This window comes from Bradyrhizobium sp. NBAIM03, from assembly GCF_020194055.1.
In the GTDB taxonomy this organism is placed as follows: domain Bacteria; phylum Pseudomonadota; class Alphaproteobacteria; order Rhizobiales; family Xanthobacteraceae; genus Bradyrhizobium; species Bradyrhizobium yuanmingense.
The window spans coordinates 69,248-87,740 of sequence record NZ_JADYVS010000029.1 but is presented as its reverse complement, the minus strand read 5'-3'; the positions used below and the strand labels follow the sequence as shown (position 1 = coordinate 87,740).

The following is an 18,493-nucleotide window of genomic DNA, read 5'->3' as shown; positions in this document are numbered from 1 at the left end:
TGTTATTCCGATGTCGTCGCCGCTCAGTCGAACAGCGCGTCGATGTCGTCCTGCGAGGCGTGGCCGACGTCGCCGGCGAGCTTGGGGCCGTTGAGGAGCTTCTCGTCCTCGCTGCGGTTGTCGACCTGCGCGGGCACATGGGACTTGATCGCGTCGACGCCGCCCCAGATCTCCATCATCGCGTTGATGTGCTGCTCGATGAACTTCATCGTGCCCATGACCTTGCTGATGCGCTGGCCGGTCAGGTCCTGGAAGTTGCAGGCTTCGAAGATCGAGATGACGCGTTCCTGGATGTCGTCGGCAAGGCGCTTCTGCTGATCGATCGAGTCCACCTTCGACATCGCGCTGGCGGCCTGGTCGATCGATTCCGCGGCTTCGAGGATCTGCTGGGTCGCCTGCTCGGTGCCGCCGACCACCGCGCCGAGCTCGCCGTTGACCTTGGCCATCTCGCCGCCGTCGAAGCTCTTGCCGTGCAGCGTCGCGATCTCGCGCTTGGTGCGGTCGATGGCGTCGTGGATGAGGTCGAGCTCGACCTTCAGCTTCTCGCACTGCTCGATCTGCGCCCGGTAGGTATCGAGCATGGTGCGCGCTTCGGCAAGCTCGTGCGCGGTCGAGGCGTCGATCGCCGCCATGGCAGCGCTGCCGGACAGCGGGGCCGCGACGATGCCCTTCGCCATCTGGGCGCGGATCGCGCGCAGCTCGGCCATGATCTCGCTATGCATCGGGAGTGCCTCTTCAGTTACGTCTACAATGGGCATCTCGCCACCGACGATATCTTCGACGCGAAAACGCTTGCGGTGAACAGCCATCAGGATACTCCCCCCACCTCACTCACGCGTCTTTGTAGGCAGAAGCGATTTAACACGAAGTTCACAGCAGGAACTGCTGATCGGCCGCGCGCGACGCGGCGCAAAGAAGCGATTAACCATCACCGCGCGGCGTTCATCGAAAATAAACGCTGATCGCCAAATTGCAGGCGCGCTCGCGACGTGGTGAATCCAAACGCGCTGTCCGTTTACCAAACAAAACGGCTTTTGCTTTTTATTGACCACGTCGAAGAGCGCGGATCAGCCACCGGCTCTCCACGACGCATGTGATCTAGACGAAACAGTACAGAGTACGTCGATGTTCAAGAAAATGTCTGTCGCGCTGCTCGGCAGCGCTTGCACCTTCATGGCCGGCGCGAACGACGCGGGCGCCTTCGACAACAGCGTGCCGAACGATCCGCCCGCGGTGCTGTACCAGCCGCGCGTGCCGCCGGCGCCGGTGCGCGTGGCGTCCCATTCCAACATGGGCGGCGGCTTCATCGAATTCCTGTTCGGCGATGGCCCCGGCCGCGGCCCGGCCTACGCGCCGGAGCGGCCGGTGTATCAGCAGCAGCCGGGCTATTACGACCAGCGGCGCCTGCCGCCGATGGGCGAGCCGCAGATGCAAGGTGGGTATCAACAAGGCGGATATCAGCAGGGCGCGTCTCTGCAGCAGGAGGCGGTCGATCCGCGGCAGCGTCCGTTCGATCCGAAATTCGAGAAACAACTCGTTGACTATAGCGGCAAGGAAAGTCCCGGCACGATCGTGGTCGATACGCCGAACAAGTTCCTCTATCTCGTCGAGGGCAACGGCCGGGCATTGCGCTACGGCATCGGCGTCGGCCGTCCCGGCTTCACCTGGTCCGGCGTGAAATCGATCACCGCCAAGCGCGAATGGCCGGACTGGACGCCGCCGGCGGAAATGCTCGCGCGCCGGCCCGATCTGCCCAGGCACATGGAAGGCGGCCCGGAAAATCCGCTCGGTGCCCGTGCGATGTATCTGGGATCGACGCTCTATCGCATCCACGGCTCCAACGAGCCCTGGACCATCGGCACCAACGTCTCCTCCGGCTGCATCCGCATGCGCAACGAGGACGTCATCGATCTCTACGGCCGCGTCAATGTCGGCACCAAGGTCGTGGTGATGTGAAGCGTCATGCGCTCGATGGAGCGATCAAGTCCGGGTGCCGCGTCGGCTCGAAATGCGCGGCGTCGAAGGGACGCTGCCGCCGCCAAACGTCCGCCTGAATAGTCCTACGTCCGCTGACGGTGCCTCGACCCGCGACGAGGGACAGCGGAGCGGCGAGGACGAGCTGATGAAGCCGAATGCGGTGCGCGAGCCGAGCGGTTCAGCCGCCGCACCGACAGCTCTGCCTTCCTGAGGCGCTCGTGCAGTCCCTCCAACTCGTACAATTCGGTGATGAGATGGGTCGTGACGTCGCTCAGGGTCGCGATGCGCTGTTGAAGTGAACTCATTCTTAAAACCCCCGACTGTAGCCAAGAGAGGCAGCCACGATGTGTGGCATAAGCAGTGTGTTCTTCCAATTGAACACCCATGTCCTAATTTGGAAATCCGGGAGTCTACGGCGGCGTGTGTCGGAGGACGATTTCGCCCGGCATGGTGAAGTCAGGCGCACCTCGTGACGTTCTGCACGGTGCTGTCCGACAACGCACGCACTAGTCATATTATATCGAATGGCATCATGGCGTGTGGTGGCAGAGAAGTGCGTTGAGCTCTGCTTGAACAGAAATCGGCCGCCCGGAGGCGGCCGTTCCACATCTGTCGGTCGAATGGCCTACGCGTAATCGCTGCCGCCGTCGTCGTCGCCGCCGAAATCGCTGTTGTCGGCCGTGTCGAAGCTGTCGTCGTGATCGTTGCCGTAGTTCTGGTCGTAGTTGTCGCGCTCGTTCGACGCCTGGTCGAAGAAGCCCTGGCGGGATTCCCGGTTCGAGCCGATGTCATCGAGGCCGGCCTCGCGCGCCAGCGAGCCGCCGGACTGATCGCCGCCGCCCCAAGGACTTCCACCAGCGCTGCGGTCGCCGAGCGCGTTGCTGTCGCCAAAACCCTGCTGGTGCGATCCGCCCATCATGCCGCGGATGCTGGAGAGCAGCAGCGAGCCGCCGACGACGCCGGCCGCGGCTGCCGCCGCCGTGCCGAGGAACGAGCCGCCGCCACCGCCGATCGGCGGAGCGCCCTGACCCGGACCTTGGCCGTAAGCCTGTCCGTAAGGCGGCGCGCCGTAACCCGGCTGGCCTTGCGGCATCGCCTGGCCGGTGTTCCAAGCCGGACGCTGCTCACGCTGCGGCACATTCGGCACCGAGCCGCGGGACGGGCCGCCGCCAAACAATGTGTCGCGCATGGTGTCGAGGAAGCCGCCGGACTGCGCCTGCTCGGGCGCGTGGGCCGCTTCCAGCTCCTGGATGCGGGCATTGGCGCGCTTCAACGCTTCGTCCTGGACCAGCGTGGTCTGCACCAGCGCGTAGATGGCGCCGGGCGCCTTGCGCAGCCCGTCGGAGATCGCGGCGATCGCATCGGGATCGCGCTGTGCATTCTCCAGCTTAGAAAGCCGGTCAAAAAGGTCGTCGACGAGCTGGCGTTCCTGCGGCGTCATGATCTGTCTCCTTCGCGCCAAACCAAGCGCGAGAGGAGATGTAGGGTTCCATTATGGCCCCAACAGTGCCGGCCGGATTAAATTTCGGTATGCGACAAGCTGCCTCTGGGCCGCTTTTCGCCGTTCACTGCAGTGTCACGTTGCTGTCGGCCAGCAGGCGCGCGAAGGCATCGCCCGCGAGATAGGCGTGCTCGCGCTCGCGGACGTCGGTCATGGGGTCGAGGCCGGTGAGGACATCATCGACAAAGCCGGGATGGCACATCACGAGGCCGCCGTCGGGGAGACCTTCCAGGAATTGCCGCATCAGCGCGCCGAAATCGGCGGCGCGCGTGAAATCATAGGCGCCGGCGAAGCCGGGGTTGAAGCTGAGGCCGGCGCTGCCGGCGCGGCGGCGGAATTGCGCGCTGAGGATATCGAGCACCATGGCCTTGGGGGAGGCCAGCCGCTGCCGCAGCGGCAGGTCGCGGCCGCCTTGGCGCACCCAGGCGTTCGGCGCGACTTCGCTGACCGCATCGACAAAACCGTCGCGCACCTGCGGGAAGAGCTGCACATGCTGGTGACCGTCGACGAAGTCGGGGGTGCGTCCGAACGCGTCCATGAAGGCGGCCAGCTGTGCCTTCACCTCGTTGCGGATGAATTCACGGTCGAGCCGGCGCATCAGTCCGGCGCGCAGCAGCTTGGGAAAGGCGAAGAACATGTCGCCGTCCAAGGGGCGGAAATGCATGGTGAGCGGCCGGAACGGCGCCGACAGCGTCACATGCAGCCCGATCGCGCAGCGCGGGCTTTGCGTTGCCGAAGCCTGCAGCGCCTCGACGTCGCCGCGCGCGACCGCGGGTCCCACCATCATCACCGAGGTGGCATTGAGGCGGCCGCGTTCGATCAGGTCGCGGATGGCGCGGTTGACGCCCGGGCTGATGCCGTAATCGTCGGCGCAGAGCCAGATCCGCCGCGGGCTCGCGGCCACGCTCATTCGGCTGCCGTCCTGCTCGCGGCATCATCGGCTTCGGAATGCTTCTCGCTGTGCTCGGCGACGAAGTAGATCGGGCGCGCCTTCAGCTCGGAAAGGATCTTGCCGATATATTCGCCGACGATGCCGATCATGATGAGCTGCACGCCGCCGATCGTCATCAGTCCGATCACGAGCGAAGGATAGCCGGGCACCTGCTTGCCGGTCGTGAACACCTCCCAGAGGATCGAAAGGCCGAACAGGAAGGCGCCTCCTGCGAGAATGACGCCGAGCAGGCTGGCGAAGCGCAAGGGCGCCACTGAAAAGGACGTCAGGCCCTCGATCGACAGGCCAAGCAGGCTCGCGGCGTTGAAAGTGGTGACGCCATGGGCACGCGCTGCGGGCTCGTAGTCGACGCGGATCTGGCGGAAACCGATCCAGCTGGCGAGGCCCTTGAAGAAGCGGTTGCGTTCCGGCAGCTGCCTCAGCGCCGCGACCGCGCGCGGCGACAGCAGGCGGAAATCGCCGGCGTCCTCCGGAATCTTCTGACGGGCGCCCCAATTGATCAGCGCGTAGAAGCCGTGCACCGCGACCCGGCGCAGGAAGGACTCGTTGTCGCGATGCGCCTTGGCGGTATAGACGACGTCATAGCCGTCATCGATCCAGTGCCGCACCAGCTGTTCCACCAGCGCCGGCGGATGCTGGCCGTCGCCGTCCATGAACATCACCGCGCCGAGGCGGGCATGGTCGAGCCCCGCCATCAGCGCGGCCTCCTTGCCGAAATTGCGCGACAGCGACACCACCTGGACGTCGATAGCGTCGGCCGGCAATGACCGCGCGATCGACAGCGTCGCATCCTTGCTGCCGTCGTCGACATAGACGACTTCGCAGGACAGGCGATAGCGCTGCCGCAGGGTCTTGGCGAGCTCGCAGATGCGCTGATGCAGGCCGGCAAGGCCAGCCGCCTCGTTGTAGACGGGGATGACGATCGACAGCCCCTTCGCGGCTGCGCTGGCTGCGGTGGTCGTCATGCCGGATACGTCAGAGCCCAGCGTCATCGATCAAGGTTCCAGAGGTGTTTAGGTCTTCTCAACCGCATATGGTAGCTGCCGTTTGCTGTCGCAAAGCTGAACAAACCTTGGGCTCACCGCCGCAGGAACGCCTCCAGCCTGGCGAACAGCGGATTCTCGCGGTCGAACACGTAGTCGAGCGACACCACCGAGACGGTCTCGGCGCCATGCTCGCGCAGGAAGCTCGCCAGCGCGTAGAGCTGCCCCGGTGGGCAGTGCAGGGTCAGCATGCCTGACGAGGTCGGACCGCCGAACGGGGCCTCCACGCCGAACCGGCTGTGGGCTTCCCCGAGCAGGGCGGCATCGCATTGGCGGAAGCGGGTGCGGACTTCGCGGTACTTGTTGGCCCGCGCCCGTGCTGCGATGTGATCGAGGATGACACGCGCCGTCTCGCGCGCCTGCGGCGACCAGTCGGCCTCCTTGGCGGCCACCAGATTGGCCTGGCTGCGCAGGATCACGCCGTCGTCGAGCACGCGCAGGCCGTTGGCGGCGAGCGTCGCGCCGGTCGTGGTGATATCGACGATCAGCTCGGCGCTGCCGGCCGCCGGCGCGCCTTCGGTGGCGCCCGCGCTTTCGACGATGCGGTAATCGCTGATGCCGTGAGCCTGGAAGAAGCCGCGGGTGAGGTTGACGAATTTGGTCGCGACCCGCATCCGCATGTGATGCTGCTCGCGGAAGCCGGTGGTGACGTCGTCAAGGTCGGCCATGGTGCGGACGTCGATCCAGGCCTGCGGCACCGCGACGACGACGTCGGCATAGCCGAAGCCGAGCCCGTCGATCAGCGACACGCGCTTGTCGGCATCGGCGATGTTCTCGCGCACCAGGTCTTCGCCGGTGACGCCGAGATGCGCGAAGCCGCGCGACAATTGCGCGGCGATCTCGCTCGCCGAGAGATAGGCGACCTCGACATTGTCGAGGCCTGCGATGGTGCCGCGGTAGTCGCGGGCGCCGCCGGCCTTCGACAGTTTGAGGCCGGCACGGGCAAAGAAGGCCTCAGTGTTCTCCTGCAGGCGGCCCTTGGAGGGAACGGCCAGAACGAATGGCGCGCTCATAACTTAAGCTCCCACCTTGCGGCCGATCCGGTTCAGCGCCTCCACCCAGACCGAGAAGCCGACCGCCGGAATCGGCTCAGCTGATCCGAGCTGGGTCATCAGCCCGTCGTAGCGGCCGCCGGCGACCAGCGGCTCGGTGCCGTTGCCGCTGTGATGCAGCTCGAACTCGAAGCCGGTGTAATAATCGAGCCCGCGCCCGAACGCGGTCGAGAAACGAATCTGCCTCACGTTGATGCCGCGCGCGGCCATGAAGCCGACCCGGCTCTCGAACTGATCGATCGCAGATGCGAGATCGAGCTTCGCGTCCGTCGTGAGTGCGCGCAGCTCGGCGATGGCGTCGTCTGGATTGCCCGAAATCGACAGGAAGCGCTTGAGCACGGCGATCGCCTCGCGCGGCAGCGCGCCGCCCTTCAGCGTCGATTGCTCAAGGAAGCGATCGGCGATCTCTGCCGTGGTGCGGCCGCCGACATTGGTGGTGCCGGCGATCGACATCAGATCGGTGACGAAGGCGAGCGCCGCCTTGCGGTCGGAGCCGGCAAGGGCCGCCAGCACGCCCTCATACTCGCTGCGCGTCGCGGTGGTCGCGGCCGCCAGCCGCTCCAGATCCTGCTCCAGGCTGATCTTGCGGTTGAAATCCTTGACCAGGCGGCGCCGCCAGACCGGATAGAGATTGAGGGCGTCGAGCAGCGCATTGAACAAGGCGACATCGCCGGTGCGGATCTCGACGTCGCGGACGCCGAAGGCGGCCGTCGCCTCCAGCCCCAGCGCCAGCATCTCGGCATCGGCCGCGGCGCGGTCCTGACGGGCGAACGATTCGATACCGGCCTGGAGGAATTCACGGGCCTGGCCGCTACGGTAGCGGAACACCGGACCGAGATAGCTGAACCCCGCCGGCTGGCCGGCGCGCCCCGAGGCCAGATAGTCGCGCGCGACAGGAATGGTCAGGTCCGGGCGCAGGCAGAGCTCCTCGCCGGAGAGGTCGGTGGTCAGGTACAGGCTCTTGCGGATGTCCTCGCCGGACAGGTCCAGGAACGGCTCGGCCGGCTGCAGGATGGCGGGCTCGGCCCTGACGTAGCCGGCCTGCGCAAACGACAAGAGCAGCGTATCCGCCCAGGCGGCGGAGCCGGCAGCATTTGAGGTGGCAGTCGCGGTCATCTCACGGGTCCATCGTCCCGGCGGAACCGGGTTAGGCAAGGGGAGGCGAATTGGCGCAGCCCTTAGCATGGCCCGACAGCGGTTTCGACCTCCAAAGGATCAATCGCTTAACGGGTGGGCAATGCGCAGGATCAGGCGCTTTTGCCGCGCCAATCCCCCAGCACCGCTTGCACCAGCGCCAGCGCGGCCACGGCGGCGGTGTCCGCCCGCATGATGCGGGGGCCGAGCGCCAGCTGCAGGATTTTGGGCTGGCGCAGCAACAGCGCCCGCTCTTCCTCGGCAAAACCGCCCTCGGGGCCGATCAGCACGTCGATACCGCGTCCGACCTCGCGCGCGCCTTGCAGGCTCTGAATGGGATTCTGGACCTCCGCCGCCTCGTCGCAGAAGATCAGCAGGCGGTCGGCGGGCCGCTGGCTCAGGAAGCGCTCCAGCGGCACCGGCTCGGCCACGCTGGCGATGCTGAGGATGCCGCATTGTTCGGCCGCCTCGACCACATTGGCGCGCATCCGCTCGGTGTTCACCCGGGACGCCTGGGTGAACCGGGTCAGCACCGGCTGCAGGGCGGCGGCGCCCATCTCGATGGCCTTCTGCACCATGTAGTCCAGCCGGGCATGTTTGAGCGGGGCAAAGACGTAAGTGAGGTCGGCGAGATGGTCCTGGGGCCGGGTCTGCTGCAGGATCACGAGGCCGTCCGGCCGCTTGCGGCCCTCGATGGCGGCCTGCCACTCGCCATCCCTGCCGTTGAAGGCCAGGACCTCGGCCCCGGCCGCCAGCCGCAGCACATTGCCGAGATAGTTGCTCTGGTCGCGGTCGAGCGGCACCCTGGCGTCCTGGGCCAGGGTGGCATCGACGAACAGGCGGGGGGCGCGAAAATCGTGGGAAGGCATCGCTTGGGATCCGATTACCGGCCGTTCTTAACCGAAAGGCGCCATTTCGGGGGTAAATATTGCCGAACTGGTGCGTCCCAGCGCCGCGCTCTCGCCCTATTCCACGGGTTGTTAAGCGCCGGCGGGAATCGTAAAAACGCGAACACGCTGGTCGCGCTTCAATTGGGAAGCCCTGAACCCGTAAGCTCCTGCCGGAGAGACTGTCTTGATGATCCGCCATTTGATGGTTCCGATCACTGCCGCCATGGTGGCCATGGGTGCTGCGGGCGCGACTGCCCAAAGCGCGTTCCCGGCGCCGCTGCCCAACCAGCCTGCCGCCAATTCCCCATTTCCTCCGGTTAACGGTTCGGCACCCGCTGCTTCGCTCGGTGCGGCGCCGCAATCGTCCTTTCCCGTGAACGGTGCTGCCCCGATCGGTGGCGCTGGCGCCTTCAGCGCGGCTCCCCCGACGCAGGCCGGTCCCGGCGAGGACTGCATGAAGGCATTCATTCCGCTGCGCGAGGAAGCCGAGAAGCGCGGCAAGCTGATCAAGGCCGCGAGCGATCGTCGCGCGCAGCCGGACGAGGCCTGCAAGCTGATCCGCAATTTCAGCCAGGCTGAAGTCAAGATGATCAAGTACATCGAGACCAATGCCGCCAAATGCGGAATCCCGCCCCAGATCGGTGCGCAGCTGAAGGAAGGTCACAAGAACACCGAGGCCATGGCGACGAAGGTCTGCAACGTCGCGCAACAGATGCAGAACCAGCCGCGCGGGCCCGCCGGACCGTCGCTGAGCGAGGTGCTGGGCTCGGGCTCGGCGCCCGAGGCCAATGCCGGCAGGAAGGGTGGCAGCACCTTCGATACGCTCAACGGCAACGTCCTGACCCGATGAGCGATACATCCGCCCGCGTTGCCGATTCCACCGGCAACTGGGTCGATACGCTCGCGCCGCATTGGGCGCGGCCTTACCTGCGCCTGTCCCGCTTCGATCGCCCGATCGGCTCCTGGCTTCTCCTGATGCCATGCTGGTGGTCGGCGGCGCTGGCCGCCGGCATGGCGCATGACGTTCGCGGCCTGCCGCTCACCATCGTGCTGTTCTTCATCGGCGCTTTCGTCATGCGCGGGGCCGGCTGCACCTGGAACGACATCACCGATCGCGACCTCGACGGCAAGGTCGAGCGCACGCGCTCGCGGCCGCTGCCGTCGGGGCAGGTGACCACCAGGCAGGCGCTGGTCTTCATGGTCGCGCAGGCGCTGGTCGGTCTTGCGGTGCTGCTGCAGTTCAACCGCTTCGCGATTGCAACGGGCATCGCCTCACTCCTGATCGTCGCGATCTATCCCTTTATGAAGCGCATCACCTGGTGGCCGCAGATCGTGCTCGGGCTCGCCTTCTCCTGGGGCGCGTTGATGGGGTTTGCCGTCACCTTCGGCCGCATCGACGCCACCGCGCTCGTGCTCTATGCCGGCGCGATCTCCTGGGTGATCGGCTATGACACCATCTACGCGCATCAGGACACTGAGGACGACGCGTTGATCGGCATCAAGTCGACCGCGCGCCTGTTCGGCGCGCATACGCGCCAGGCGCTGGTCCTGTTCTACGGGCTCGCGGTGATGCTGATCGGCGTCGCGCTGGCATCTGGCGAAGCGCGCTGGCCGGCCTGGCTTGGGCTTGCCGCCTTCGCCGCGCATCTGGTGTGGCAGATCGTGCGGCTGAATATCGCCGATGGCGCGCTCTGCCTTCGCCTGTTCAAGTCGAACAAGCATGCGGGCCTGTTGCTGTTTGCGGGATTGCTCGCGGACGCGATGATGCGAGCGGCGTGACGCGAAAATGCGTAGGGTGGATTAGCGAAGCGTAATCCACCAACTTCTATCCGCGCGAAAAGCAAAGAGGTGGGTTACGCCCTTCGGGCTAACCCACCCTACGGCACCGTCAATTCCTCGCGATGATCTCGCGCTCGCCCTGATGAACCGGCAGCTCGCGCGCCATTGCGGTGCGCCGGCGCATCAAGAATTTCGGACGGCGGGCGCGGATCGCATTGGCGCGGCGGCGGCGCGGTGCGGGTTTGCGCGCGCCTTCGTCGAGCTGCGGCAGCGCAAAGATCTCGCTCCAGATCGCCCAGGCCTGCGCGATCTCGTCCGCGTCCGCGCTGATCAGTAGCGGGATGGACAGCGAAGGATCGCGATGCACGAGGACGAGCGTCTGCGTCTCGTCATTGCCGCGGAGCGCAACGCCGGTGAAGTCGGCGACGCGCACGTTGATCGCCATCTGCATGCCGCGCACGGCACGGCGCAGCACGACACGCTCGCGATGAAGCTCGATCTGCCTGACATGTCCGTCGGCGCGCGGATCATGCGCATCGAAGCGGACCGGAAGGGAAAGAGGGTCGAGCCGCAGGGAGCGGCTCGACCCGGCGGGGTGGGCCCCGCATGTTGCTGTTTGACGCCTCACGGCTTCGTTCTCCCCGCCAGGATTATGTTCCCGGTCGATGCGAGGACCTTAGCGCCGGGCGGTCCGAAACCGCTTAAAAAGGCTGGTTAACCCACCGTCACTCGCTCCTCATGATTGACAAGACCTTGGCGTGCATGATTGACGAGACGTTGCGCCGACGTCGCGAATCTGAGCTTTTGGCGGGCTGAAAATGCTTGAAGTCCGCGCTATCAGGGCACATCTGTGGGTTCCGGTCCCGAACCCCGCCCCAACAGGATTTCGTTCGTGAACTCTTCACCAAGCCCGACGCTTTCGCCTTCCGCCAATCGCGACCTGTTCGATCAGTCCGCGCTCTCCGATCTCGCGCAGCGGCTGGTCGAGGCGGCCAAGCGCGCCGGCGCGGATGCGGCCGACGCGGTCGCGGTGCGCGGTGTCTCGCAGGGCGTCGAGGTCCGCGACGGACGCGTCGAGGAATCCGAGCGGTCCGAGGGCGACGATGTCGGTCTGCGCGTGCTGGTCGGTCAGCGTCAGGCGGTGGTCTCCACCAACGACGTCAGCGGCGATGCCGTCACCAAGCTCGCCGAGCGTGCGGTTGCGATGGCGCGCGTCGCGCCCGACGACAAATATGTCGGCCTTGCCGATCCCGCGCTGCTCGCGCGCGACTTTCCCGATCTCGACCTACTCGATCCCGCCGTGCCCACGACGACCGAGCTCGAGCGCCGCGCGCTCGCGGCCGAAGCTGCCGCGCTCGGCGTCAAGGGCGTGACCAAGTCCGGCGGCGCCTCGGCCTCATCCGGCATCGGCGGCATGGTGCTCGTCACCTCGACCGGCTTCCACGGCTCCTATCTGCGCTCCAGCCAGGGCATCTCCGCCACCGCCATATCGGGCGAAGGCACCGGCATGGAGCGCGACTACGACTTCACCTCGGCGCCGCATGGCGCCGATCTGCTGTCGCCGGAGGTCGTCGGCCGCTCCGCCGGCGAGCGCACCGTGGCGCGCTACAATCCGCGCAAGGTCGAGACCTGCAAGGTCCCGGTGGTGTTCGATCCGCGCGTCGCCGGCTCCCTGGTCGGCCATCTCGTCGGCGCCATCAACGGCGCCTCGATCGCGCGCAAGACCAGCTTCCTGAAGGACAAGCTCGGCCAGCAGCTGTTTGCGAAGAACATCCGCATCATCGACGATCCCCTGCGCAAGCGCGGGCTGCGCTCGCAGACCTTCGATGCCGAAGGCGTCGCGGTGAAGCGGACCGCGCTGGTCGACGACGGCGTGTTGACGACTTGGCTGCTCGACTGTGCCACCGCGCGCGAGCTCGGCCTCACCACCACCGGTCACGCCCATCGCGGCGTGTCCTCCTCGCCTTCGCCGGGGCCGTACAATCTGCATCTCGAGCCCGGCTCTGCAACGCCGGCCGAGCTGATCGCCGACATCAAGCAGGGCTTCTACGTCACCGACCTGATCGGCTCCGGCGTCAACGGCGTCACCGGCGATTACAGCCGCGGCGCCTCCGGCTTCTGGATCGAGAACGGCGAGATCACCTATCCCGTCAGCGAGGTGACGATCGCCGGCCATCTGTTCGAGATCTTCAGGTCGATGCAGCCTGCGAACAATCTCGAATTCCGCTACGGCATCAATGCGCCGACGGTGCGCATCGAGGGTTTGACGCTTGGCGGACGCTGACGCGCATTCTCTCGACCACACCCTCCTGACCCGCGACGCGGCGCTGCTGAAGGACACGGTGCGGGAGGCGGGCGCGCTGGCGCAGTCGATGTTCCGCACCGAGCTGAGGAAGTGGACCAAGGGCGCGTCCTCGCCGGTGTCGGAGGCCGACATCGCCGTCAACGATCTGCTCGAATCGCGCCTGCGTGCTGCAACGCCCGAATATGGCTGGCTGTCCGAGGAGAGCGCCGACGATGCGGCGCGGCTGTCGCGGCGGCTGACCTGGATCGTCGATCCCATCGACGGCACGCGCAATTATCTCGGCGGCCATGACGAATGGTGCGTCAGCGTCGCACTGGTGGCGGACGCTTCGCCGGTGCTCGCCGCCGTATTCGCCCCGGCCAGCGACGAATTCTTCTTCGCGGTGCGCGGCAAGGGCACGACGCTCAACGACAAGCCGGTGCGCGCGACAGGCGGATCCGAACTCGACTTCGCCCGCGTCGCCGGCCCGAAGCCGCTGGTCGAGCGGCTGAAGCCGTCACTCGGCGAGATCAAGCTGCACCGGCGGATCGGCTCGCTGGCGCTGCGGCTGTGCCGGGTCGCCGATGGCGCGCTGGATGCGGCATTTGCGGGCGGCAACAGCCATGATTGGGATCTTGCGGCGGCCGATTTGATCGTGCAGGAAGCGGATGGTAGGATGAGCGACCTCTCCGGAGAACCCATCCTCTATAACCGCCGGGAAGTGGCGCACGGGGTGCTGGTGGCAGCGGGACGCGAACGTCATGCGGGCATTGTCGCGCATTTTCGCAACCGTCCGATAGCCTAAGGCGCATTCGTGGTGCTTCTCGAACACTGCTTTGCCGGGCAGCCCCTTAGGAACAGAACTCATGCCAGATAGCGCCCCGCAACAACTGCTCCACCTCGTCATCGGCGGCGAGCTCGTCGATCTCGAGCACAACACCTTCAAGAATCTGGACGAGGTCGACATCGTCGGCCTATATCCGAACTATGCCAGCGCCCACGCCGCCTGGCGGGCCAAGGCGCAGAGCACGGTCGACAACGCGCAGATGCGCTACTTCATCGTCCACCTGCATCGGCTGCTCGATCCGAATCAAGAACCGGCGCGTTGAAGAAACTGCTTCGCAATACGCTGCGAAGCAGCTGGTTTCAGCGTGCCGTCGGGGTCCTGGCGGCCGAATATCTGCGTCTGGTCTGGCGGACCAACACCTTCACCTTCGATCCGCCCGACGTCTACGAGCGCGTCGAGCCGCAGCTCCCTGCGATCTTCGCGTTCTGGCACGGCCAGCATTTCCTGACGCCCTTCATCAAGAACCAGAACAAGGCCTCCTATCGGGCCAAGGTGCTGATCTCCCGGCACCGCGACGGCGAGTTCAATGCGATCGCCGCCGAGCGGCTCGGGATCGGTACGATCCGCGGTTCCGGCGACCATGGCGGCGCGTTCCACCGCAAAGGTGGCGTCGGCGCCTTCAAGGAAATGGTGCGGACGCTCCAGGCCGGTTGTAATGTCGCGTTGACCGCCGATGTCCCCAAGCGCTCGCGCGTGGTCGGGCTCGGCATTATCATGCTGGCACGGGAATCGGGACGGCCGATCATGCCTTTCGCGATGGCGACCAGCCGCTTCGTCCGGCTCAAGAACTGGGATCGCACCACCATCAATTTGCCATTCGGGCGGGGCGCTTTGGTCGGCATCAAGGAAATCCACGTTCCCGCAGATGCCGACGCCGCCATGATGGAGACGTTGCGGCAGGAGCTGGAAGACACGTTGAACGAGGCGACCCGTCGCGCCTATGCGCAGCTCGGCCGTCCGGGACCGGAAGATGCCTAAGTCGCTGCCCATTGCGCTGCCGATCACGCTGCGGATGTATCGGCGCCTGGCCGCCGGCCTGGTGCCACTCGCGCCTGCGCTGATCAAGCGGCGGCTGAAGCAGGGCAAGGAGGATCCCGCCCGCGTCGGCGAGCGGCGCGGCCTGTCCGCCGACGTGCGGCCGCACGGCCCGTTGGTCTGGATTCATGGTGCCAGCGTTGGCGAGGTCCTGGCGGCGGCCGCCCTGATCGAGCGCCTGCGCGATCTCAATCTGCGCATCCTGCTCACCTCGGGCACGGTCACCTCGGCCGCGGTCGTCGCAAAACGCTTTCCCCCCGACGTCATCCATCAATACGTGCCGTATGACTCGCCGCGCTATGTTGCGCGCTTCCTCGATCATTGGAAGCCGTCGCTGGCGCTGTTCATTGAATCCGATTTGTGGCCGAACCTGATCCTCGCCGGCGCGGCGCGCCGGGTGCCGATGGTGCTGATCAACGGGCGGATGTCGCCGCGTTCCTTCCCGCGCTGGCGCCGCATGCACGGCACCATCTCGGCGCTGCTGTCGCGGTTCGACATCTGTCTTGCGCAGTCGAAGAAAGATGCCGAGCGCTTTGCCGCGCTCGGCGGCCGCGACGTCGCGACGACGGGCAATCTCAAGCTCGACGTGCCCGCGCCGCCGGCCGACCCCGCCAAGCTCGAACGGCTGATGGCGATGACGCGCGGGCGTCCGATCATCGTCGCGGCCTCGACCCATCCGGGCGAGGACGAGATGTTGGTCGCGGCGCATCGCAGCCTGGTCGGCTTCTTCCCGCAGCTTCTCACCGTGATCGTGCCGCGGCACCCGGATCGCGGCTCATCGATCGCAGGCCTCGTCACGGCGTCGGGCCTGAAGCCCAGCTTGCGCTCGCGCGAGGAGCTGCCGACCGCGACGACCGACGTCTATGTCGCCGACACCATGGGCGAGCTCGGCCTGTTCTATCGGCTCTCGGGAATTGTGTTCATGGGCGGATCGCTGATCCACCATGGCGGGCAGAACCCGATCGAGGCGATCAAGCTGGGCGCCGCGATCGTCCACGGTCCGCACGTGTTCAACTTCGCCGACGTCTATGAAGCGCTCGATACCAGCGGCGGGGCGCGGCAAGCCGACACGCAGGAGGCGCTCGTCAAGCAGCTCGGCCAGTTGCTGGCCGATCCCACCATGCGCGACAAGATGCAGCGCGCAGGCACGGGCGTGGTCGAGCAGCTTGGCGGTGCGCTCGATCGCACCATGACCGCGCTCGAGCCCTATCTGCTGCAGTTGCGGATCGAGATGGGGGCCGCCAATGCGTGAGCCGGCCTTTTGGTACCGGCCACGCTCCCTTCAATCGTACGCGCTATGGCCGCTCGGTGCGCTTTACGGCGCGATCACTGCACGGCGCATGCTGCGCCAGGGCGTGGACGCCGGCATCCCCGTGATCTGTGTCGGCAACTATCATGTCGGCGGTGCCGGCAAGACGCCGACGGTGCTGGCCTTGACCAAGCTCTTGCGCGAGCTCGGCGAGACGCCGGTCGTGCTCAGCCGCGGCTATGGCGGGCGCCTGAAGGGGCCGGTGATGGTCGACCGCGAGCGTCACGATGCGTCCGACGTCGGCGACGAACCCATGATGATGGCGCGCGACGTCCCGGTCGTGGTCGCGCGCGACCGCCTCGACGGCGTCGCGCTGGCGAAATCGCAAGGCGCCACCGTGATCCTGATGGATGACGGCTTCCAGAATTCGCGCCTGTTCAAGGACGCCTCGCTGATCGTGATCGACGGCGAGCGCGGCCTTGGCAACGGCGCGGTGTTTCCCGCAGGGCCTCTGCGCGCACCGCTCGCGGTGCAGCTCGCGCGCACCGATGCGCTGGTGCTGATCGGCGACGGCAATGCCGCCAACGATGTCGCGGCGGAGATCGCCAAGCGGAACAAGCCCGAGCTGCGTGCGCGCCTGAAGCCGGATGCGGCCTCGCTCGCGCAGCTGCTCGGCACGCGGGTGTTCGCCTTCGCCGGCATCGGCGATCCCGAGCGTTTCTTCCGTACCCTGCGTGCGAGCGGGATCGACGTCGCGCGCACCCGCGCCTTCGCCGACCACCACATGTTTTCGGACGGCGAGATCGCAGCGCTCGCAGCGGAGGCGCAGCGCGAGCAGCTCACGCTGGTGACGACGGAAAAGGATCTTGCACGCTTGCGCGGCCGCGCAGGCGTGCCTGACGGCATCGTGCCGTTCGCCGTTCAGCTCGAGTTCGATGACTTGGCGAAGCTGCGGCAATTGATCAGCGATCATCTATACAGAGCGCGCGAGCGAAGGTTCAGTGCGCGCTGATCGCGCAACGTGAGGCAAGGTCTCTGCCCTGGTCGCGAATCGTGTCGTATTCGCCGCCGGGAAGCTGATCTGCGGATCCAAAGCGCAGCCGCCGCCGTCGGACGACGCGGCGGCTGTACTCATGTCGAAGTCGGAATCATGTCTGCAACGAGCCATGCTCACCACGCGCCGGCGGCCATCAATCCGATGATGGTGAGGCACGACATGCAGGCGACGACGACGGTGTAGCATTCGGGTGTATTCATTGCCGTCTCCCAAACTGTTGCCAATTGCTTGGTCACTGCTACGCGGGAGTGATCGCCGGTCTTGGAGCCGCTTCAATTCGGCAGGCCGAGACCGGTCTTGCGGTGCGGGTCCGTTCTCTCATCATCACTCAGCGTCGCGGGATAATGATCCGCTGCGACAGCTTCAGCGCGCTCAGCTGCGATCAGAAGCTGTTTGCGCATCTCAGCGAGACGGGCGCGGCAATATTCACGATAGAGCAGGTCGAAAATGGCGGGCATGATCACCCCCATCGCTTGATTGTCGATTTACAGATATTCCACCGCGAATTTTCAAGGTGATCGTCGCCCGTCAGATGGCTCTTCGATATGAGCCCGTTCACAGACCGCGCCAATTCCAACGCTCGATGGCTGTTTGGTTGACCTGATCGTCTGTGCGATAAAAAGAACAGGGCCAATTACCTAACCTGCACTATAGCAGTGCTTTGTTTCAGCAGAACTTCATCAAACAACTCTAGGGCGCGGAATTGCAACAAAGAATCCAACCACAGGGCGAAACGACTCACCCACGGCTGCAAGGAATGTAGAACGCAAGCGATTGGCATGGCAGAATCCATTTTTCTGTCGGCGACCTCAACTCGGGAAGCAGGCTCGCGCGGTCAGCGTGATCGGGGACAGGTTGATGATCTGCGGAAACTCGAATGAATAGCTGGCGCTGACCTGGTTGCCGCACGCGGCCGTGGCAAAGGTGAATGTCCCCGGCGGGAGCGTGAGGCCGTAGGCCTGCTCGGCAGCGTAGGTCGTGATCGCGCTGCTGCTCGGGCAGAGCGTGTTGTTGACGCTCGCGCAGCGCGCCGCCATTTCGCTGCCATGCTGGATTCCGAGCTGAGTCCAGAACAGCAGCCCGCATTCGATGATCCCGAATATGAACAGGAAGAACACGGGAGCGGTCAGCGCAAATTCCAGCGCTGTGGTGCCGCGCGTGTCCCGCCATAATGCGGTGAGCTTCACTGCAGCCTCGTGGTGGACTGCGCGGTGTATGTGTAGGTAGCCGCCACGATCTGATAATCGATGATCGTATAGTACGTCGCTTGCGCCGAGACCGTCGTATATGTCCCGGCCGGCGCACCGCCGGTGCAGACCGTTCCGCAGCTGGTGGCGCTGACGCCCGCACTCGTTGGACATCCGCAGAACTGGACCGGCGGAGGTGAAGCGGTGATGTTCGTTGCGCTGGTGGCACTTGCGACGGCGTTCGCGATGCCGCTCGTGTCGAAGCCGCGTGCAATCGCGTACTGGGCTCCTGCTTGCGCGGCATTTTCGACCTGCATCTTGCGATAGAGCGCAAGCCCGATGTCCGTGACCGAGACGACCATCAGAGACAGCAGGGGAACCAGGATGGCGAATTCGGCTGCCGCGACGCCCCGTTGATCGCCGGCAGCGATTCGCACATGCCGCGCCAGATAACCAAGCCATCGACGGCCAAGCTTAAATGAGAACCTCCGGATCTGCATCGCTCC

20 protein-coding genes are annotated in these 18,493 nt (G+C 65.7%); 9 read left to right on the top strand and 11 right to left on the bottom strand.

The window, feature by feature from the left end:
• Positions 1-23: 23 nt before the first annotated feature.
• Entirely contained in the window at positions 24-809 is a 786-nt protein-coding gene (locus tag I6F21_RS31515) for a protein phosphatase CheZ (protein WP_036014285.1), read from the bottom strand.
• 316 nt (positions 810-1,125) lie between these two features.
• Here I6F21_RS31515 and I6F21_RS31510 point away from each other — a divergent pair, with 316 nt between their 5' ends.
• A complete protein-coding gene (locus I6F21_RS31510) occupies positions 1,126-1,956 on the top strand; it encodes a L,D-transpeptidase (protein ID WP_225113352.1) in 831 nt (276 codons plus the stop codon).
• 646 nt (positions 1,957-2,602) lie between these two features.
• On the opposite strand, the gene I6F21_RS31505 is transcribed toward I6F21_RS31510, so the two are convergent.
• The 6 genes from I6F21_RS31505 to I6F21_RS31480 all read right to left on the bottom strand — a co-directional run bounded on the left by I6F21_RS31505 (position 2,603) and on the right by I6F21_RS31480 (position 8,528).
• The gene (locus I6F21_RS31505; protein ID WP_036014279.1) at positions 2,603-3,418 is read right to left on the bottom strand and encodes a DUF2076 domain-containing protein; all 816 of its coding nucleotides are present in this window, start codon (positions 3,416-3,418) and stop codon (positions 2,603-2,605) included.
• Between the two features lie 124 nt (positions 3,419-3,542).
• Positions 3,543-4,388, bottom strand: a complete 846-nt coding sequence (locus I6F21_RS31500; protein WP_225140497.1) for a ChbG/HpnK family deacetylase — start codon at positions 4,386-4,388, stop codon at positions 3,543-3,545.
• A complete protein-coding gene (locus I6F21_RS31495; protein WP_036014274.1) occupies positions 4,385-5,422 on the bottom strand; it encodes a glycosyltransferase family 2 protein in 1,038 nt (345 codons plus the stop codon). Before I6F21_RS31495 ends, I6F21_RS31500 begins: the two co-directional genes overlap by 4 nt.
• An 86-nt stretch (positions 5,423-5,508) precedes the next feature.
• Positions 5,509-6,486 carry an ATP phosphoribosyltransferase gene (hisG, locus tag I6F21_RS31490; RefSeq protein ID WP_036014272.1) on the bottom strand — a complete coding sequence of 326 codons (978 nt, stop codon included), beginning with the start codon at positions 6,484-6,486 and terminating at the stop codon, positions 5,509-5,511.
• Between the two features lie 3 nt (positions 6,487-6,489).
• Positions 6,490-7,641 carry an ATP phosphoribosyltransferase regulatory subunit gene (locus I6F21_RS31485; protein ID WP_109145350.1) on the bottom strand — a complete coding sequence of 384 codons (1,152 nt, stop codon included), beginning with the start codon at positions 7,639-7,641 and terminating at the stop codon, positions 6,490-6,492.
• A gap of 131 nt (positions 7,642-7,772) precedes the next feature.
• Positions 7,773-8,528: a 16S rRNA (uracil(1498)-N(3))-methyltransferase gene (locus I6F21_RS31480; protein ID WP_109145349.1), complete on the bottom strand. Its 756-nt coding sequence runs from the start codon at positions 8,526-8,528 to the stop codon at positions 7,773-7,775.
• A gap of 208 nt (positions 8,529-8,736) precedes the next feature.
• Between I6F21_RS31480 and I6F21_RS31475 the strand changes: the two genes are divergently transcribed.
• Together I6F21_RS31475 and ubiA are read left to right on the top strand one after the other, a co-directional pair.
• The gene (locus I6F21_RS31475) at positions 8,737-9,399 is read left to right on the top strand and encodes a hypothetical protein (RefSeq protein ID WP_225140496.1); all 663 of its coding nucleotides are present in this window, start codon (positions 8,737-8,739) and stop codon (positions 9,397-9,399) included.
• The gene (gene ubiA / locus I6F21_RS31470; RefSeq protein WP_036027071.1) at positions 9,396-10,328 is read left to right on the top strand and encodes a 4-hydroxybenzoate octaprenyltransferase; all 933 of its coding nucleotides are present in this window, start codon (positions 9,396-9,398) and stop codon (positions 10,326-10,328) included. Before I6F21_RS31475 ends, ubiA begins: the two co-directional genes overlap by 4 nt.
• Before the next feature lie 109 nt (positions 10,329-10,437).
• Here ubiA and I6F21_RS31465 read toward each other — a convergent pair whose 3' ends face one another.
• The gene (locus I6F21_RS31465) at positions 10,438-10,956 is read right to left on the bottom strand and encodes a DUF6101 family protein (RefSeq protein WP_225113345.1); all 519 of its coding nucleotides are present in this window, start codon (positions 10,954-10,956) and stop codon (positions 10,438-10,440) included.
• Between the two features lie 264 nt (positions 10,957-11,220).
• On the opposite strand from I6F21_RS31465, the gene I6F21_RS31460 reads away from it, so the two are divergent.
• The 6 genes from I6F21_RS31460 to lpxK all read left to right on the top strand — a co-directional run bounded on the left by I6F21_RS31460 (position 11,221) and on the right by lpxK (position 16,755).
• A complete protein-coding gene (locus I6F21_RS31460) occupies positions 11,221-12,612 on the top strand; it encodes a TldD/PmbA family protein (RefSeq protein WP_036027073.1) in 1,392 nt (463 codons plus the stop codon).
• On the top strand, positions 12,599-13,417 hold the full coding sequence (locus I6F21_RS31455) for a 3'(2'),5'-bisphosphate nucleotidase CysQ (protein WP_036009209.1): 819 nt from the start codon (positions 12,599-12,601) through the stop codon (positions 13,415-13,417). The genes I6F21_RS31460 and I6F21_RS31455 overlap by 14 nt, the downstream gene beginning before the upstream one ends.
• Positions 13,418-13,478: 61 nt before the next feature.
• Positions 13,479-13,721: a DUF4170 domain-containing protein gene (locus I6F21_RS31450; protein ID WP_036039955.1), complete on the top strand. Its 243-nt coding sequence runs from the start codon at positions 13,479-13,481 to the stop codon at positions 13,719-13,721.
• Positions 13,718-14,437, top strand: a complete 720-nt coding sequence (locus I6F21_RS31445) for a lysophospholipid acyltransferase family protein (RefSeq protein ID WP_036039958.1) — start codon at positions 13,718-13,720, stop codon at positions 14,435-14,437. The genes I6F21_RS31450 and I6F21_RS31445 overlap by 4 nt, the downstream gene beginning before the upstream one ends.
• A complete protein-coding gene (locus I6F21_RS31440; protein WP_225140495.1) occupies positions 14,400-15,746 on the top strand; it encodes a 3-deoxy-D-manno-octulosonic acid transferase in 1,347 nt (448 codons plus the stop codon). Before I6F21_RS31445 ends, I6F21_RS31440 begins: the two co-directional genes overlap by 38 nt.
• Entirely contained in the window at positions 15,739-16,755 is a 1,017-nt protein-coding gene (gene lpxK / locus I6F21_RS31435; protein ID WP_225140494.1) for a tetraacyldisaccharide 4'-kinase, read from the top strand. Before I6F21_RS31440 ends, lpxK begins: the two co-directional genes overlap by 8 nt.
• A 317-nt stretch (positions 16,756-17,072) precedes the next feature.
• Here the strand turns inward: lpxK and I6F21_RS31430 are convergent, their stop codons facing one another.
• The 3 genes from I6F21_RS31430 to I6F21_RS31420 all read right to left on the bottom strand — a co-directional run bounded on the left by I6F21_RS31430 (position 17,073) and on the right by I6F21_RS31420 (position 18,424).
• On the bottom strand, positions 17,073-17,258 hold the full coding sequence (locus tag I6F21_RS31430) for a hypothetical protein (protein ID WP_225124433.1): 186 nt from the start codon (positions 17,256-17,258) through the stop codon (positions 17,073-17,075).
• Between the two features lie 351 nt (positions 17,259-17,609).
• Positions 17,610-17,987, bottom strand: coding sequence for a TadE/TadG family type IV pilus assembly protein (locus tag I6F21_RS31425; RefSeq protein ID WP_225140493.1), 378 nt, complete (start codon positions 17,985-17,987; stop codon positions 17,610-17,612).
• Positions 17,984-18,424, bottom strand: coding sequence for a TadE/TadG family type IV pilus assembly protein (locus I6F21_RS31420; protein WP_036027076.1), 441 nt, complete (start codon positions 18,422-18,424; stop codon positions 17,984-17,986). Before I6F21_RS31420 ends, I6F21_RS31425 begins: the two co-directional genes overlap by 4 nt.
• Positions 18,425-18,493 lie beyond the last annotated feature (69 nt).